Below are 16,283 nucleotides of genomic sequence, written 5' to 3'. Positions count from 1 at the left end.
GCGACCCCTTTTCACGAACCCGTTTCGCGAACCCGTTTCATGACCCCGTCCGGCCGCAGTGAGCCGTTCCGGAAGGCGCGGAGCGCGGAGCGCCGAGGAGGTGGCGGCGCGCGTTCCTGAGCGTCTCTCTCGTTACGGACGGTACTTGAGATGGTCGCCTGATGCGTGCCGGATCACTCCCAGTTCGGCCAAGTCCTGCGGACGGATGCGGAGTTGGTCCGCCGTCGCCTCCACCTCCCCGGGCGGTCGCTTCAGGATCGCCGCCGCCAGTTCGGGGGCGATGACCGAGAAGTAGCTGTCCGGGGTGGCCCAGGTGGTGCCGGGGGCGGCGAGGGCGAGGGCGCCGCCGGAACCGCCCTCGCCGATCAGGAGGGTGGTGACCGGGGTGCGGGCGGCGGCCACCGCTGCGAAGACGTCCGCGATCGCCGCGCCCGCGCCCTGCCGTTCGGCCTCGGCGTCGTTGGCGGCGCCGGGGGTGTCCACCAGGGTGAGGACCGGGATGCCGAGGCGGTCCGCGAGGCGGATCAGACGGGTGGCGGTGCGGTAGCCGGCAGGGCGGGTCGCCGTACCGGTCTGCGCGGCGTAGGCGACCGTACGGCCCTCGTGCTCGCCGAAGCCGCACAGCATGCCCTCGGGGTCGGTGCCGCCGCAGCGGTCGCCGCTGATGGGGAGGCGGTCCGTGAAGTAGGCGTCCAAGTAGCTTGCCGCGCGCGGGCGTTCGGGGGAGCGGGCGCGTTGTACGGCGGCCCAGCCGGTGGCCGGGAGGTCCGTCGAGCCGAGCGGCCGAGGGGGCGGCGCGGGCTCGGTCGACGGGGTCGTCAGGAGGCGGAGCCAGCGGCCCAGGGTGTCGCGCAGGTCCCCGGGTGCCACCACCGCGTCGGCCGATCCCGCCGCCACCTGGGCCTGGGCCGTGTACGCGGCCGGGTCCGCGTCCGGGGGACGGACCCGGGAGCCCGCGAAGCCGACCTGGGCCCCGGGCAGGGCGAGGATCACGTCGGCGCCCGCACCCAGGGTGGCCCAGCCGCCGCCCGTCGTCGGATCCCGGAGGACCGCGATCTGCGGCAGGCCCGCCTCCCTCGTGAGCGTCGACTGCCGGGCCACGCGCTGGAGTTGGGTCAGCGCGAGCATGCCCTCCTGCATACGGCTGCCGCCGGTGGCGATCAACGGGACCACCGGCAGCCGGTGGTCACGGGCATAGGTGTACGCCGCCTCCAGCCGGTCGCCGGTGCGCTCCCCGAGCGAACCGCCGAGGAAGCCGAACTCGAAGGAGATCAGGACGGCCCGGGTGCCCCCGACGCGCGCGGTGCCGCAGACGACGGACTCCTGCTCGCCGGTGCGGTCGGCGGCGCGGGCCCGTGCGGCGTCGTAGCCCGGCCAGCCGAGCGGTCCGTTGGGGGGCACGTCCCTTGCGGGGTACGGGAGTTCGGTGAAGGCGGAGTCGTCGGCGACGAGGTCCAGGACCTCGCGTGCGGTCGGGCGTTCAGCCACGGTCCAGCGCCCGCTTCATGATCTTCCCCATGTCGTTGCGGGGGAGGGCGTCCAGGTGGTGGACGACCCGGGGGCGCTTGTGCGGGGCGAGGCGGCGCGCGACATGGTCGGCCAACTCCTCGGCGGACGGGGGCGACTGCGGGTCCGCCGGGACCACCCAGGCCACGATCCGTTCGCCCAGGTCGGCGTCCGGCTCGCCGGTGACCGCCGCCTCCCGCACGCCCGGGTGCTCCAACAGCGCGTTCTCGATCTCCCCGGCGCCGATCTTGTAGCCGCCGCTCTTGATCAGGTCGGTGGCCTTGCGGCCGACGATACGGACGTAGCCGTCGGGGTCGCGCACTGCCATGTCCCCGGTGCGGAACCAGCCGTCGGCGGTGAACGCGGCGGCCGTGGCGTCGGGGCGGTTGAGGTAGCCGGTGAACAGGTTCGGGCCGCGCACCTGGATCTCGCCCACGGTCTCGCCGTCGTACGACGTGATCGGGGTGCCGTCCTCCTCCACGAGCCGCAGCTCCACACCCGGCAGCGGGACGCCGACCGTTCCGGGGCGTGGTTCGCCGTCCGCGCGGACGCTGGTGTTCATGAGCGTCTCGGTCATGCCGTACCGCTCGATGACGCGCTGCCCGGTCACGCTTGTGATCCGCTCGTGGTCGTGCACCGGCAGCGCGGCGGAGCCGGAGACCAGCAGCCGGGCCCGGCTCAGTGCCGTGGCCAGCGCGGGATCGTCGGGGAGGGCCTCCGCGATCCGGTGGTACATCGTCGGCACGCCGAACAGCATGGTCGCGCCGTCGGTCAGCTCGCGCGTCACGCCTTCCGTGGTGAACCGGCCGAGGTGGCGCACCGATCCGCCGCGCCGTAGCGGGCCGAGGATGCCGAGCACCAGGCCGTGCACATGGAACAGGGGCAGACCGTGCACGAGCACGTCGTCGCCGGTCCACCGCCAGGCGTCGGCCAGCGCGTCCAGGGTCGAGGAGATCGCCCGGCGGGGGATGACGGCGCCCTTGGGCGGGCCGGTGGTTCCGGAGGTGTAGACGACGAGGGCGGGGGCGTCGTCGGAGCCGGAGTCGGAGCCGGATCCGGATCCGGACGTGGAGTCGGACGTAGAGCCGGACGCGGACGCGGATGCGGAGCCGGATGCGGGCGCGTCGGGAAGCCGGCCCGCGCCGGGTGCCTCGGTGTCGGTGTCACATGCGGTGTCGATGTCGATGCCGACGCGCGGCAGGTCCCGTACGGGAGACGGCAGTTCGTCACCCGGAGCGGCCAGCACCAGCGCCGGCGCGCTGTCGCCCAGGATGTGTCCGAGCTCCTTCTCCCCGGACTTCGGGTTGAGCGGTACGGCGGCGACACCCGCCCGCAGCGCGGCCACGACGGCGACCGCCGTCTCCAGCGTCGGGGTCGCCCACACGGCCACCCGGGCGTGGCCCGTGAGCCGGTGGGCCAGGGCGTCGGCCGCGGTGGCGAGTTCCGCGTACGTCAGGGACCGGTGGCCGAACCGCAGGGCGGGGCGGTCGGTCCGGCCCTCGGTCAGGGCCGGGAAGAGAGAGGACACGCGTCGTACTCCTTAACTGTTCAACGGGAGCTGGCGGTTGCCGTCGGCCGGCTTACCCCCAGCCCGGCACGACCATCACCAGCCACGCCACCACGGGTACCACCGCCACCACGATGCCTCCGTACACCATCAGCTGCCGGAAGAAACGCTCGCGGTCGACGTCCGGGGCGGCGGCCAGGACGAGCGCGCCGTTCGTCGAGAACGGACTGACGTCCACGACCGTCGCCGACACGGCGAGCGCGGCCACCATGCCGACCGCCCCGATCTCGCCCTGAGCGAGGAACGGCACGGCCAGCGGGATCAGCGCGCCCATGATCCCGACGGAGGAGGCGAACGCGGACACGAGCGCACCGATGTAGCACAGCAGCACCGCGGCCAGCAGCGGGACGCCGATGCCGCCGACGCCCTCACCGGCCCACTTGATGGTGCCCATCTGGTCCAGGACACCGACGTACGTCAGGACACCGCAGATCAGCAGCACCGTCGACCAGGCGATCTGGCCCACCGCGGCGCGGCTGTCGTCCGGCCAGGCGGCGCTCAGCAGCACGGCGAGGGAGATCGCGGTCAGACCGGCGTCCAGATCGAAGCCGAGGACGGCGACGACGAGGGCGACCAGGGCGGCGAGGGTGGCGATGCGGGCGGGGGTCAGACGGGCCGCCGCCGGGTCGGACGCCTCGGGGCGCGTGACCACGTCGGTGGCGGTGGCGGTGGCGGCGGGGCTGGGGCCGGCGCCGGTACGGGCGCCGGAGTAGGAGTCGGACGGGCCGGAGTCGGACGGGCCGGAGTCGGCGGCCCCGGCGCCGGTGGGCCGGGGGCCCGTACCGCCCTCCGGGACCGTCCCCTTCTCGAAGGCGTTCCCCGTGCCGGAGCTTCCGTCCACAGTCACCGCACCCCGAGCCCACAACGCCCGCCCGCCGCACACCACGAACACGACGGCCGCGATGGCGAGGTTGGCGAACAGGGAAGCGAGGAAGAGGGCGATCTCGTTGCCGGGGAGGTGCTCCCGCTCGACGATGCCGTTGACGATCGTGCCGTAGATGCTGATCGGGGAGAAGCCGCCCGCCTGGGCACCGTGCACCACCATCGCGCCCATGAGCAGGGGGCTGATGCCGTAGCGGGTGGCGAAGCTCAGGGCGATCGGCGCGACGATGGCGACCGCGGCCGGACTGACCGCGCCGATCGCCGTGAGCGCGGCGGTGAGGGCGAACATCACCCAGGGGATGAGCACCACGCGCCCCCGGACCAGCCGGATCGCGGCGTGCACCAGCCAGTCGGTGGTGCCGTTGGCGCGGGCGATCGCGAAGAGGTACGTGACGCCGACCAGGACGACGAACAGGTCGCCGGGAAAGCCGGCGAAGATGCCGTCGGCGTCGAGGTCGGCGACGAGTTCCCCGACCGCGAAGGCGGCGGCGAAGGCGAGCGCGCCCATATTGACGGAACGGGTGGTGGCGATGACGAACACCACGATCAGGACGAGGATCGAGATGAGTTCGGGGGACATACGGGCTCCCGTCGTTGGGTCCCGGAGCGGTTGCGGGTGCGTTGGCGTGCGTTTGACGTGCAGGGGCGGTGGCGCCCAGTGGCTGAGTGGCTGAGCCACTTCGGGGCGTTGGCTGATCAGCGTGGGTGCGCCCGGGGCGTCCGTCAAGGGGTCGCGCAGGAATTGGCTCAGCCACTCAGCCACTGACGATCGCGGTGCTACGCTCCCGGACGAGAGGGGGACCCCGTGACCGACGCTCTGCGCCCCATGACGAAACAGCGCCTTTACGAGCAGGTACTGGACCGCCTGCGCCAGTACGTCGCCGAAGGCGACCTGAAGGCCGGGGACCGACTCCCTCCGGAACGTGACCTGGCCCAGCGGCTCGGCGTCAGCCGGGCCTCGGTGAAGCAGGCGATCGTGGTTCTGGAGGTGCAGGGCCTGGTGGAGGCGCGGCACGGCGGAGGCACGTATCTGGTCCGCGACAGCCTGGACGTCGAGCCGGTCGAGCGGATGGTCGAGCGGCGCCGACGGCTCCCGGACGTGCTGGAGGCCCGCGAGGCCCTGGAGACCAAACTCGCCGAACTGGCCGCCGAGCGGCGCACGGAGGACGACCTGGCGGCGATGCGGTCCGCCCTCGCGCACATGGCCGACGAGATCGAGGCGGACGGTCACGGGATCGAGGGCGACCGTCTCTTCCATGCGGCGGTGACGGGGGCCGCCCACAGCAGCCTGCTCGCCGAGTTCATGCGCTCCATCGCCGACCAGATCGCCGAGAGCCGCACCGAGTCCCTCCGCCAGCCCGGCCGCCCCACCCGCTCCCTCGCCCAGCACCAGGCCATCCTGGACGCCATCGCCGCCCAGGAGCCGCACCAGGCGGCCACGGCGATGCGCCGCCATGTCCGCACGGTGGCGAAGGTACGACTGCTGGACTGGGAGCCGGAGGAGGAGGGTTAGACGTCCGCCTCCACCCGTCCGCCGTCACCCTGTCTGCCTCCACCCCCTAAGAGTCCTGCGGACCTACGAGCCGTATGAGAAAGGACCCCGCCGTGTCACGCATCGCCATCGTCACCTATGACCCCCGGCCCGAGACCAGCAAGGACCGTGACCTGCCCGTGCTGCTGGAGGCGTTGCGGGCGGCCGGGGCCGAGGCGGAGGCGGTGTTCTGGGACGACGCCGACGTCGACTGGGGCGGCTTCGACCTCGCGGTCATACGGTCGACCTGGGACTACAGCTGGCGGGCGGACGAGTTCGTGGCGTGGGCCGAGCGTTGCGCCAAGGCGACCCGGCTGGCCAATCCGGCCCACGTCGTGCGGTGGAACGCCGACAAGCGCTATCTCGGGGAGCTGGCGGCGGCCGGCGTGCCCGTCGTCCCCACCCGCTACCTCGCGCCCGGCGACGCCGTCGACCTTCCCGACGATCACGAGTACGTCGTCAAGCCGACCTCCGGCGCCGGCGCCCGGTACGCCGCCCGCTACACGCCCGACCAGCACGAGACCGCCGTACGCCACCTCGCGCGCATGCACGAGGAGGGGCTCACCGCGATGGTGCAGCCGTACATGCGGGGCATCGACGTACGGGGTGAGCGGGCCCTGCAGTTCTTCGGCGGGCGGCTGTTGCACGCCAGCCGCAAACGGGCCGTCCTCGCGCCCGGCACGGCGTTCGACGCGGACAAGGTCGCCCACCCGGGACTGGAGCCGTGGACCCCGACGCCGGCCGAACTCTCCGTCGCCGAGCGCGCCCTGGCCGCCGTACCGGACGCGCCCGAGCTGCTGTACGCCCGGGTCGACCTTGTGTACGGGGTGGACGGGGAGGACGGGGAAGACGGGGAGGACGGGGAGCCGCGGGTGATGGAGCTGGAACTGGTCGAGCCGAACCTCTTCCTGTTCCTGCACCCGGAGTCGGTCCCCGAGGTCGTGACGGCGCTCCTGGCGGCGGCCCGCTGATCAGGCCGGCCCGCTGATCAGGCCGGCCGGCTGATCAGGTCGGGTCGCTGGTCAGGCCGGCTCGTTGGTCATGCCGGTACGTCGTCCCGGGTGGCCAGGGCGGCCGCCGCCAGCCGGTGGCCGCGGCGCAGGCCCTCCGCCACGCCGAGCCCTTCGAGGACTGCCGCCGACAGATAGCCCGCGGCGAACGCGTCGCCGGCGCCGACCCGTTCGACGACTCGGGACGGGGGCGCGGGGACGAAGGTCTCCTTGCCGTCCTTGCCGTCCTCGCCGTTCTCGCCGCCCTCGGTGTACGCCGTCGCTCCGTGTCCGGCGTCCTTGACCACGACCACCCCCGCGGGCCGCAGCAGTTCGCGCACCTCCGCCGCCTGGCCGGTGCCCCACAGGGCCTCGGCCTCGTCGCGGCCGACGAAGACGATGTCGGCGGCGCGGGCCAGGCGCCGCAGCATCGGTGCCGCGTCGGCGGGGCGGTGCCGCCACAGGGCGGGGCGGTGGTTGACGTCGAAGGAGATCAGCGGGCCCGGGGCGGCCCGTCGGGCGATCAGTACGTCCATCAGGTCGGCGCAGGTGTCCGACAGCGCCGCGGTGATACCGGACAGGTGCAGCAACCGGGCTGTGCGCAGGAGGGGGAGGCGGGACAGCTCGGGGCCCATGGCCGTGGCCGCGGATTCCCGGCGGTAGTAGTAGGTACGGGTCAGGTCGGGGCCGGGGTCCTTGAAGTAGACGCCGGTGGGGCGTTCGGGGTCGGTCTCCACGGCGGAGACGTCGACGCCGCGGGCAGTGAGATCGTCCAGGATCCGGCGGCCGAGCGGATCGGCGCCGACCCGGCTCAGCCAGGCCACGCGGTGCCCGAGGGCGGCCAGCGAGCAGGCCACGTTGGACTCCGCCCCGCCGACGGTGAGCGCGAGCTTCTTCTGGCCGGCCAGGGGCCGGGCGTCCGGCGGGCTGAGCACGGCCATGGTCTCGCCGACGCACACCACGTCGTGGGGGGTGGCAGGGGTGAGCACGCCCGGCACTCCTCAGGTGTCCAGGACGCGGTGCAGGAACTGCTGTGTGCGGGCCTCGGCCGGATTGCCGAACACCTGCTCAGGCGGGCCCTGTTCGAGGACGACCCCGCCGTCCATGAAGACGGCCCGGTCCGCGGTGTCCTTCGCGAAGCGCATCTCGTGGGTCACCACGACCATGGTCATACCGTCCTCGGCGAGGGCGCGCATCACCCCGGTGACCTCGCCGACCAGCTCCGGGTCGAGTGCGGAGGTGGGCTCGTCGAAGAACATGATCGCCGGGTCCATGGCGAGCGCGCGGGCGATGGCGACCCGCTGCTGCTGGCCGCCGGAGAGCTGCGCCGGATAGGCGGTCGCCTTGTCGGCGAGTCCGACCCGGGCCAGCGCCGCCCGACCCCGCTCCTCGGCCTCGGCCCGCGTCAGCTTCCTGACCTTCAGCAGGGCGAGGGTGACGTTGCCCAGCGCGGTCTTGTGCGGGAAGAGGTTGAACTGCTGGAAGACCATGCCCACGTGGCCGAAGATCTCGGGCGCCCGCTTGCGGTCGTGCAGCGGTACGCCGTTGACCCACACCTCGCCGGAGTCCGCGCGCTCCAGGTCGCACATGATCCGCAGCAGGGTGCTCTTGCCGGAGCCGCTGGCGCCGATGAGGACGACGACCTCACCGGGTTCGACGCCGATGTCGACACCCTTGAGCACCTCCAGCGCGCCGAACCGCTTGTGCACGCCGGACAGGGCGATACGGGCGGGCGCGACCGTCGCTCCCGTGGTCTTGGTGGATTCGGTGGTCGTCATGCGGTGACAGCCTTTCGTTCCATCCGCCGCACGACGAGCGACAGCGGGTAGCAGATCACGAAGTACAGGGCGGCGACGGCGAGATAGGTGGTGGCCGGGTCGCCCGCGCGGTCGATGACCGCCTGGCCCTGGCGCAGGAGCTCGACGTACCCGATCACCACGGCGATCGAGGTGTCCTTGACCAGGGAGAGGTACTGGCCGACCAGCGGGGGCAGCACGATCGCCCGGGTCTGCGGCAGGATCACGGTGAGGAAGGTCTGGGTGGGGCTGAGGCCCAGGACGCGCGAGGCCTCCCACTGGCCCCGGGGTACGGCCTCGATGCCGGCCCGGAAGATCTCCGCGATGTACGCGCCCTGATAGAGGGTCAGCGCGAGCAGGGCGGCGCCGAAGACGGTGATGCCCGCGAGGTTCAGATAGGCGGCGCCGAAGTAGAGGAAGAGCATCTGGATCAGCAGCGGGGTGCCGCGGAACACCTCCAGATAGACTCGGGCGGCCTGGGCCAGCAGGGGGATGCGGCTGGTGCGTACGGCCGCCACGACGAGCCCGGTGAGGGTCGCGGTGGCGATGGCCGCGACCGACAGCAGGGCCGTGGCCCCCAGTCCGTCGGTGAACAGTTGGCGGTTGGACCAGATGACGGGCCAGTCCATCACGCGGCCTCCTTATGGGCGGTGGACACGGCACGGGCGGGCAGCAGCCGGCGTACGGCGTCCAGGGGGCGCGGGCGTACGGCCCTGGGCAGCGGCGGCTTGAAGGCCACCCGGCCCAGCAGCCCGGCCGCCAGCACCACCAGGTTGGTGAGGACGAGGTAGATCACCGCGGCGATGCCGAAGACCTGGACGGTCAGCAGTGTGCGGGAGTTGATGACCATGGCCGTGCCAGTGAGTTCGGGCACCGAGATGGCGGACAGCAGCGAGGAGCCCAGGATGATCTGGACGAGCTGGTTGACCACGGCCGGGTAGACGTTGCGCAGCGCCTGCGGCAGCACCACGTGGGTGAAGGAGCGGACGGGGCTCAGCGCCAGGACGCGGGCCGCCTCGCGCTGGCCGGGCGGGACGGCCTGGATGCCGGCCCGGAAGATCTCCGTCAGGTACGCGCCCACGTTGACGCCGAGCGCGAGGACGCCCGCCTGGACGGGGCTCAGCCGCAGGCCCGCGGACGGCAGCGCGAAGTAGGCGACGAACATCTGCAGCAGGACCGGGGTGTTGCGGATGACCTCGACGTAGACGGCGGCCGGTGCGCGCAGGACGGCGTACCGGGATCTGCGGGCGAGGGCGCCGAGCAGGCCGAGCGCGAACGCCAGGGCGAAGGCGGCGAGCGAGAGTCTCAGCGACAGCCAGGCCCCGCTCAGGTAGGTGTGCCAGTCCTGGAGTGCGTAGGTCCAGTCGGTGAGCATGGAACTCCTCCACACGGTCGCGGACGGGGCGACGGGTGTCGCCGCCCGCCGGAACTCAGTAGGACGGGTTGAGCGGGAAGACGCGGTCGACGCCGAACCACTTCTTGTAGACGGTGTTGGACTCGCCGGAGGTGTTGAACTCCCGGAGCCAGGTGTTGACCCACTGCAGCCAGGTCGCGTCGCCGGACTGGACGCCGATGGCGTTGTACTCCAGCGGGACGACGGAGTCCTTGGTGACCTTGAGCGAGGGGTCGAGCTTGGCCTGGTAGTTGAGGAAGTTGGAGTCCTCGACCATGGCGTCCGCCTGGCCCTGCTTGACCGCGAGGACGGCGGCGGCCGAGGTGTCGTACTCCTGGATCTTCGCCTGGGGGTTGCCCGCCTTGACCGCGTCGCCGTTGGTGGAGCCCTTGGTGACGGCGACCGTCTTGCCGGTGAGGTCCTTCAGCGTGGCGATGCCGCTGGACTTCTTCACCAGCATGACCTCGCCCGCGACGATGTACGGGTCGCTGAAGGCGACCTGCTTGGCGCGCTCGGGGGTGGTGGTGAAGTTGCAGACCACCGCGTCGACCTTCTTGGTCTGCAGGTTGGGGATGCGGTTGGCGGAGGTCGTGTCGACGACCTTGACCTTGACGCCGAGCGCCTTGGCCATCGCCCCGGCGACGTCGACGTCGAAGCCCTGGGGCTTGTTGTCCTTGCTGAGCGAACCGAACGGCGGGAACGTCAGACAGCTGGCGACGTTCAGCGTGCCGCGCTTGATGACCGTCTGGAGGGTGGAGTTCTGGGCGGCGCCGGCCGAGCCGGAGCTGCCGGAGCTGCAGGCGGTGAGGAGTGCGGCGGAGGTCACACCAGTGCAAATCACCATCAGTGGGCGGGTACGGTGACGAAGTCGCATCGCGAGGGTCCCTTCGGGGAAGATCGTTCTGCACTGCAAAACGGAATTTCGCATTCATGGCAGGACGTTGGGCAGAAGTTAGCCCTGGGGATTCGTGACCGTCAATGGGGGATTTCAATATGTAACACGAAGTTTTGCTATGCAGAACGGTAGGATGCCGTCGTGACTGACGCACCCGACACGCCCCAGAGCGCACGCGACACGTCCCCGAGCGCACCCGAAGCGTCCCCGAGCGCACCCGACATGCCTCCGAGCGCACCCGATACGTCCGTGAGCGCAGCCGACCCGTCCGTGAGCCGCCGCAACACCTCGTCCTCCCTGCGGCGCGCGCTGGGCATCCTGATGTACCTCGCCGAGGACCGGGGTCATCCGCACGGCGTCACGCTGACGGACCTCGCCGCCGGGCTCCAGCTCAGCAAGAGCACCGTGCTGCGCCTCGTCGCCCCGCTGCGGGACGTCCGGCTGGTCGACCAGGACCCCGAGTCCGGCCGCTACCGCCTCGGTCCGCAGAACGCTCTGCTCGGCCAGGCCTACCTGGAGCGCCGCGACACCCGGCAGATCACCTCGCCCGTGCTGCACCGGCTCTCCGAGGACAGTGGCGAGACCGTCCACCTCGTGACCTTCGACCCGCCCGAGATCGTCTACATCGACAAGGTCGAGAGCACCCAGCCGGTCCGCATGCACTCCCGGGTCGGCAACCGCCAGCCGGCCTACTGCACCGCCACCGGCAAGGTGTTCCTCGCGCACAGCACCGACGATGTCGTCGACAAGGTGATTGCGATGGGCCTGCCGGCGCGCACCGAGGCCACCATCACGACCCCCGAGCGGCTGCGCGAGGAGCTGGCGCTCATCCGTCGCCGCGGCTACGCCGTCGACGATGTGGAGAACGAGCACGACATCCGTTGCGTGGCCGCGCCCGTCTACGACCACACGGGCGAGGTCACCACGGCGGTGAGCGTCTCCGGCCCGGCCGCCCGCGTGACCCGCGACCGCGTCCCGGAACTCGGCGCCCTGATCGTCACCGCCACCGGCACCCTCACGGAGAGCCTGGGCGGCGTGGTGCCGGGGGCGCGGGACCCTGACTGACCCCGCGGGGCTCACGGGGACTCATGAACGGTCGAGTCTTGGTCGCGAGCAGTTCATGCAGGCGCTCGGTTGGGGTTTCCCGGCCGAGCGTTTTGCGTGGGCGGCGGTTGAGTTGATCGGTGGCGGTGGCGGTGGCGGTGGTGGTGGTGGTGGTGGTGGTGGTGGTGGTGGTGGTGGTGGCGGCGACGGCCAGGCGTTGTTGGCGGGTGGGCCCACGTGGCGGGGGCGCGTTCGATCAGGGTGTCGATCGCGGACTTCCAGGCTTCCGCTGCGGCTCGGCTGCCCTCGCCATCTCTTCTGTACCGATCGGTGTGAAAGTGCTACAGTCCTCTCCATGTTGATCAGTACCGATCGGTACTGATCGATGCTTGAAGTGTGCGGAGGGCATGGGTTATGGGCGCGAGCGCGGGCGGAGTGATGTCGAGACGGCCGTCGTCACCGGCGGCGAGTGTCAAGTCGGCGGCAGCCAGGCCCAGTTCTCGCTGAGGGCGCGGCGAATGCGCTCACCTGCCGAGAGAACCGCCCACGCACTGTCACTCCGTGGCAACCGAACATGGCGAACGCACCTGAAACGCGAAGGAATTGCTCATATGAGCCCCAAGAAGTCCGACGGCCCCGAGCCCTCCCACCGGCTTGGCAGACGCGACGTGCTCGGCGTCACCGCGGGTGCCGGCGCCGCGGCCCTGCTCGGCCTGTCGGCCGGCACCGCGGCTGCCGCCCCGAGGACCCAGAAACTGAGGACACCGATACTCAGGGGTTTCACAAGCCGCTTCGCTGAAGTCAACGGCACGCGGCTGCACTATGTCACCGGAGGCCAGGGCGACCCCCTGGTCCTGCTCCCCGGATGGCCACGCACCTGGTACCAGTTCCACAAGATCATGCCAGCGCTGGCGCGGCACTACCAGGTTATTGCCCCGGACCTGCGCGGCATGGGCGACTCCGACAAGCCCGCGGGCGGGTACGACAAGAAGACCATGGCCCGAGACATCTACGAGCTGGTCCGCGCCCTCGGACACGGCCAGGCCTATATCGCAGGCGAGGACATCGGGTCGATGGTGGCGCACAGCTTCGCCGCGAACCACCCCGAAGCGACCCGGAAGGTCGCTTTGTGGGAGGCCGGGCATCCCACCGAGGTGTTCAACGACATACGCATGCTGCCCCAGCCGGGCCAACCGGCTCCGTGGTGGTTCGCCTTCAACGTGCTCGACCAGTTGCCCGAGCAACTCCTCGAGGGGCGGTTCCGGTTCATCGTCGACTGGCTGATCGACTTCCAGGGCGGGGACCCCAGAGCTTTCAGCGAGGAAACCCGAGCGGTTTACGTCGCCGCGTACAACACGCCGGATGCGATCCGCGGGGGGAACGGCTGGTACCAGACCTTCCAGCAGGACATAGCCGATCTGAAGGACTACCCGGCACTGACCATGCCCCTGCTCGGAATCGGTGGCAAGTACTACCAGCTCCTTCTCGCGCAGATGGAGGGACTGGCGGCAGACGCCCGCTACGTCGAGTTGAAGGGGGCGGGTCACTACCTCGCTGAGGAACGCCCCCACGACATCGTGCGGGAACTCACCGCCTTCTTCAGGTAACCCCAGACCTCGACGGGCGCAAGCAATTGCCCCTCGGGTACCTGACCTGCCCGCGAACCAGGGGGCCGGTCTTCGGACCGGCCCCCTTCGAACGGTTTCCCTCTTCTTCGAGCGGTTTCCCTCCGCTTCCCTCCGCTTCCCTCCGCTTCCCTCCGCTTCCCTCCGCTTCCCTCCGCTTCCCTCCGCTTCCCTCCGCTTCCCTCCGCTTCCCTCCGCGAAGGTTTCACGCCCTGATGTCTTCTTCCGCGAAGCAATCCGCCAAGTTGCCGTTCGTCGTCTGGCTGTTGACGCTCGGCACGTTCCTGATGGGTACCACCGAGTTCATCGTCGCCGGCATCCTGCCCGAGATGGCCGCCGATCTCGGGGTCAGCGTCTCCCGGGGCGGCCTTCTCATCACCTTCTTCGCCATCGGCATGATCGTCGGCGCGCCCGCGATGGCGATCGCCACGCTGCGACTGCCCCAAAGGTCCACGCTGGTGCTGGCCCTGGCCGTCTTCGCTCTCGGCCATGTGATGGCCGCACTCAGCTCGTCCTTCGCCCTCGTGCTGGTCGCCCGTGTGATCACCGCGTTCGCCACCGGCACTTTCTGGGCCGTCGCGGGCGCCGTGGCCGTCGCCGCCGTCGCACCCACGGCCCGTGCCCGCGCTTCGGGCATGATCATCAGCGGTATCGGCCTGGCCACCGTGATCGGCGTCCCGCTCGGCTCGCTGGTCGGCAACCACATCGGCTGGCGCGGCGCGTTCTGGGCCCTGGCCGTCCTCGCCGGCGTCGTCGCCTTGATCATCGGCCGGTACATCCCCGCCGCGTCCCACACCGACGGTGCGCCCTCCGTACGGTCGCAGTTCGCGGCGCTGCGCTCGGGCCGCTTCTGGCTCGCATGGGTCGCGGGCGTGCTGCTGCTGGGCGGGGTCATGGCCGTCTACTCCTACGTCGCACCCCTGCTCACCGACCGGTCCGGCGTCCCCACCGGCGCCGTCTCCCTGATCCTCGTCGGCTACGGCATCGGCGCCCTGATCGGCACGAACATCGGCGGACGCCTCGGCGACCGCAGGCCACTGGCCTCACTGATCGGCGCGGCCCTGCTCGCCTTCCTGGCCCTGGTCCTGCTGCAGACTCCGCTGTCCACCCACCCGGTGGCCACCGTCGTACTGCTGGTCCTCATGGGCCTGGCCGGCCAGTCGATACCGCCGGTCTCCACCACCCTGGCCGTACGCTTCGCGAGCAACGCCCCCACCCTCGCCTACGCGCTGTCCGCCTCGGCCTTCAACGTCGGCATCGCGGGCGGCTCCCTCATCGCCGGCATCGCACTGGACTCCTCGCTGGGCCTGACTGGTCCGGCCCTGGTGGGCATGATCATGGTCGGACTCGGCCTGGTGCCGCTGCTCACCCTCGCTGCCATCCGCGCCACCCGCACCGACACGCCGTCAGCGCTCGAACCGTCCCGGGCCACTGAAACTGAAAAGGCCACGGTCTGAGAAATCATTGCTCCATCGATCTTGGTGAGCATCGGTTCTCCAATACATTACACCGGAGAAGTCCACGGTGATTCCTTGGTATTTTCAATACTCAGGTCAGGGTGAATCCTCGGTACGTCATTGTGGGATTCGGTGACGTTTTCCGTCGGCGTGGCAATTCCTGATTCACCGTCGGTCATGGCGTCATAGCCCGCCAGCCCGCGGCGGACCAGGTCCGCGACCTCGTCCATGTACGTCAGGTCCCAGGGGGAGTCCATCGGGACGAACCGGTACGAACGCCCGCGCGGCTCGGTGTGACGAATCGCCGGCACGCCAAGGAAGGTGTCACGCCCGAGCCACCCCACCCCGGGGAGGTTCCGGTCACCGCTCTTTCCGCGTGACCGCTCCGGTCGGAGGCTCTCACACCACAGTGACGAGAATGATGACGGCCGACAAGCACCACAGGAAACGGTGTCTCAAGCGGATCGATTCTCGCTACAGAGTTACGGCTGTTCAGGCGGGTTGGGATCCCAGCCGGCCGCGAACGACCAGGTGACGTTCTGCTCTGCCGCAAACTGGAGCGAGCCCGTGGCACGCCCCTTAGTCAGGTGGATCTCGTTCATGGTAGGCAGCACCTTCCCTTTTTCGCACAGGAGGGGAAAGGAGATGCCTGTCGGCTGCACCTGCACCCGAAGCCGCCCCGGCCCCTGGCAGTTGATGGCGATCGCCAGAGTCATTCCTGCTTTGATGCCACCAGGGATCGGGTAAGTGGCGCTACCCGTGACTTGAGTTCCGGTGGTCAGCGCGGTGATGCCGTCGGAGGCGAGTTTCGGTGCTTTCGCGACCGACGGTCCGTGCGGCTGAACGGTCGTCCTGGGCGTCGCCGTGGGCGGCGACGCGCTCGCAGCAACGCTTGAAGAACTGGGGGTAGTGGAGCTGCTCCCGTGGGAGCTGCACCCAGCTATGGCCAGGGCAGCGGCGAGTACGCATACGCCCCGGGGGAATGACGCGCCGGTGTGTGGCATCAGTTCGTTTCCCAGATGTACCAGCCGACGTAGTGAGGGGTGTAGCTGATGATGGCCTTCTTTGCCGAGGTCTGACAGTTGCTGTAGATGACATAGCTCGTGCCGACGCTGCGCAGGCGGTAGACGCCGTAGGACGCGTGTGTTGTCTTGTGCGCCGGGGTGTCGACCTGGATGGTGTTGCCCAGCTTGGCCGTCAACGAGGCGGACAGGTCCACGTTGTATTTCTGCTCGATCTTGCCGATCATCGCATTGATGGTGATGGAGAGGCCAGCGCTGATGGTGATGCCCACGGTCCCGGACGCTTCGGCGGTGAACGACGACCTGGCCGTGTGACTGGTTCCGTTGCTGTTGGCGTTGAGGGCGCCGATACCCCCGTGGTAGTTCTTGCCCTTGGTCGTCGGCGTGTAGACGGCCATCCGGTGGCAGATCTGGCCGCCGGGGTGGTTGCCGGGGTCGCTGTCGCCGCTGCCCCGGATGTCGGGCTCGGCATCGACCTGGCTCGCGGGAACGTCGACAACGTCTGCGCCGCTGGTGACCGTGTTCAGGACGCGCGTGCGGAATGACCGGAGTGGGCTCGCTGGCGCTACGTCTGGC

Annotated in this window: 16 protein-coding genes; 5 read left to right on the top strand and 11 right to left on the bottom strand. The window is 70.5% G+C overall.

All coding sequences use genetic code 11. The features are described 5' to 3' along the window. Positions 1-132: 132 nt before the first annotated feature. Genes M2271_RS24955 through M2271_RS24945 form a run of 3 tightly spaced genes read right to left on the bottom strand, consistent with a single transcriptional unit; the run spans position 133 to position 4,535 of the window. A complete protein-coding gene (locus M2271_RS24955) occupies positions 133-1,488 on the bottom strand; it encodes a carboxyl transferase domain-containing protein (RefSeq protein ID WP_280889552.1) in 1,356 nt (451 codons plus the stop codon). Beyond that, entirely contained in the window at positions 1,481-3,034 is a 1,554-nt protein-coding gene (locus tag M2271_RS24950; protein ID WP_280889551.1) for an acyl-CoA synthetase, read from the bottom strand. The genes M2271_RS24955 and M2271_RS24950 overlap by 8 nt, the downstream gene beginning before the upstream one ends. Before the next feature lie 52 nt (positions 3,035-3,086). Further along, positions 3,087-4,535 carry an SLC13 family permease gene (locus M2271_RS24945; protein ID WP_280889550.1) on the bottom strand — a complete coding sequence of 483 codons (1,449 nt, stop codon included), beginning with the start codon at positions 4,533-4,535 and terminating at the stop codon, positions 3,087-3,089. Positions 4,536-4,760: 225 nt separating this feature from the next. Between M2271_RS24945 and M2271_RS24940 the strand changes: the two genes are divergently transcribed. Both M2271_RS24940 and M2271_RS24935 read left to right on the top strand, forming a co-directional pair. Beyond that, on the top strand, positions 4,761-5,468 hold the full coding sequence (locus M2271_RS24940) for a FadR/GntR family transcriptional regulator (RefSeq protein ID WP_280889549.1): 708 nt from the start codon (positions 4,761-4,763) through the stop codon (positions 5,466-5,468). Positions 5,469-5,560: 92 nt separating this feature from the next. Continuing rightward, a complete protein-coding gene (locus M2271_RS24935; protein WP_280889548.1) occupies positions 5,561-6,457 on the top strand; it encodes a hypothetical protein in 897 nt (298 codons plus the stop codon). Positions 6,458-6,525: 68 nt separating this feature from the next. Here M2271_RS24935 and M2271_RS24930 read toward each other — a convergent pair whose 3' ends face one another. The 5 genes from M2271_RS24930 to M2271_RS24910 are packed head-to-tail and all read right to left on the bottom strand — an operon-like array spanning position 6,526 to position 10,508. Next, positions 6,526-7,464 carry a sugar kinase gene (locus M2271_RS24930; RefSeq protein ID WP_280889547.1) on the bottom strand — a complete coding sequence of 313 codons (939 nt, stop codon included), beginning with the start codon at positions 7,462-7,464 and terminating at the stop codon, positions 6,526-6,528. Between the two features lie 12 nt (positions 7,465-7,476). Continuing rightward, the gene (locus M2271_RS24925) at positions 7,477-8,253 is read right to left on the bottom strand and encodes an amino acid ABC transporter ATP-binding protein (RefSeq protein WP_280889546.1); all 777 of its coding nucleotides are present in this window, start codon (positions 8,251-8,253) and stop codon (positions 7,477-7,479) included. Beyond that, a complete protein-coding gene (locus M2271_RS24920) occupies positions 8,250-8,900 on the bottom strand; it encodes an amino acid ABC transporter permease (RefSeq protein ID WP_280889545.1) in 651 nt (216 codons plus the stop codon). Before M2271_RS24920 ends, M2271_RS24925 begins: the two co-directional genes overlap by 4 nt. Beyond that, complete coding sequence (locus tag M2271_RS24915) at positions 8,900-9,646, bottom strand: amino acid ABC transporter permease (RefSeq protein ID WP_280889544.1); 747 nt, start codon at positions 9,644-9,646, stop codon at positions 8,900-8,902. The genes M2271_RS24920 and M2271_RS24915 overlap by 1 nt, the downstream gene beginning before the upstream one ends. 55 nt (positions 9,647-9,701) lie before the next feature. Further along, positions 9,702-10,508: a transporter substrate-binding domain-containing protein gene (locus tag M2271_RS24910; protein ID WP_280889543.1), complete on the bottom strand. Its 807-nt coding sequence runs from the start codon at positions 10,506-10,508 to the stop codon at positions 9,702-9,704. 192 nt (positions 10,509-10,700) lie between these two features. Between M2271_RS24910 and M2271_RS24905 the strand changes: the two genes are divergently transcribed. The 3 genes from M2271_RS24905 (at position 10,701) to M2271_RS24895 (ending at position 14,685) form a co-directional block, all read left to right on the top strand. Then, positions 10,701-11,624 carry an IclR family transcriptional regulator gene (locus M2271_RS24905; RefSeq protein ID WP_280889542.1) on the top strand — a complete coding sequence of 308 codons (924 nt, stop codon included), beginning with the start codon at positions 10,701-10,703 and terminating at the stop codon, positions 11,622-11,624. Between the two features lie 590 nt (positions 11,625-12,214). Next, positions 12,215-13,210 carry an alpha/beta hydrolase gene (locus M2271_RS24900; RefSeq protein ID WP_280889541.1) on the top strand — a complete coding sequence of 332 codons (996 nt, stop codon included), beginning with the start codon at positions 12,215-12,217 and terminating at the stop codon, positions 13,208-13,210. Positions 13,211-13,443: 233 nt separating this feature from the next. After that, complete coding sequence (locus M2271_RS24895) at positions 13,444-14,685, top strand: MFS transporter (RefSeq protein ID WP_280889540.1); 1,242 nt, start codon at positions 13,444-13,446, stop codon at positions 14,683-14,685. Positions 14,686-14,732: 47 nt separating this feature from the next. On the opposite strand, the gene M2271_RS24890 is transcribed toward M2271_RS24895, so the two are convergent. The 3 genes from M2271_RS24890 to M2271_RS24880 form a co-directional block, all read right to left on the bottom strand. Next, complete coding sequence (locus M2271_RS24890) at positions 14,733-14,996, bottom strand: hypothetical protein (RefSeq protein ID WP_280889539.1); 264 nt, start codon at positions 14,994-14,996, stop codon at positions 14,733-14,735. Between the two features lie 171 nt (positions 14,997-15,167). Then, positions 15,168-15,401 carry a hypothetical protein gene (locus M2271_RS24885; protein ID WP_280889538.1) on the bottom strand — a complete coding sequence of 78 codons (234 nt, stop codon included), beginning with the start codon at positions 15,399-15,401 and terminating at the stop codon, positions 15,168-15,170. Positions 15,402-15,688: 287 nt separating this feature from the next. Beyond that, positions 15,689-16,105 carry a hypothetical protein gene (locus M2271_RS24880; RefSeq protein WP_280889537.1) on the bottom strand — a complete coding sequence of 139 codons (417 nt, stop codon included), beginning with the start codon at positions 16,103-16,105 and terminating at the stop codon, positions 15,689-15,691. Positions 16,106-16,283 lie beyond the last annotated feature (178 nt).

The organism is Streptomyces sp. LBL, assembly GCF_029893585.1.
GTDB lineage: Bacteria > Actinomycetota > Actinomycetes > Streptomycetales > Streptomycetaceae > Streptomyces.
This window is presented reverse-complemented; position numbering and strand designations above follow the sequence as displayed.

Bases quoted from the DNA above. Each gene is read 5' to 3' on its own strand.
- M2271_RS24900 (WP_280889541.1), top strand. From the start codon at position 12,215: ATGAGCCCCAAGAAGTCCGACGGCCCCGAGCCCTCCCACCGGCTTGGC.
- M2271_RS24925 (WP_280889546.1), bottom strand. From the start codon at position 8,253: ATGACGACCACCGAATCCACCAAGACCACGGGAGCGACGGTCGCGCCC.
- M2271_RS24920 (WP_280889545.1), bottom strand. From the start codon at position 8,900: ATGGACTGGCCCGTCATCTGGTCCAACCGCCAACTGTTCACCGACGGA.
- M2271_RS24910 (WP_280889543.1), bottom strand. From the start codon at position 10,508: ATGGTGATTTGCACTGGTGTGACCTCCGCCGCACTCCTCACCGCCTGC.
- M2271_RS24880 (WP_280889537.1), bottom strand. From the start codon at position 16,105: ATGGCCGTCTACACGCCGACGACCAAGGGCAAGAACTACCACGGGGGT.
- M2271_RS24895 (WP_280889540.1), top strand. From the start codon at position 13,444: ATGTCTTCTTCCGCGAAGCAATCCGCCAAGTTGCCGTTCGTCGTCTGG.
- M2271_RS24885 (WP_280889538.1), bottom strand. From the start codon at position 15,401: ATGACTCTGGCGATCGCCATCAACTGCCAGGGGCCGGGGCGGCTTCGG.
- M2271_RS24945 (WP_280889550.1), bottom strand. From the start codon at position 4,535: ATGTCCCCCGAACTCATCTCGATCCTCGTCCTGATCGTGGTGTTCGTC.
- M2271_RS24915 (WP_280889544.1), bottom strand. From the start codon at position 9,646: ATGCTCACCGACTGGACCTACGCACTCCAGGACTGGCACACCTACCTG.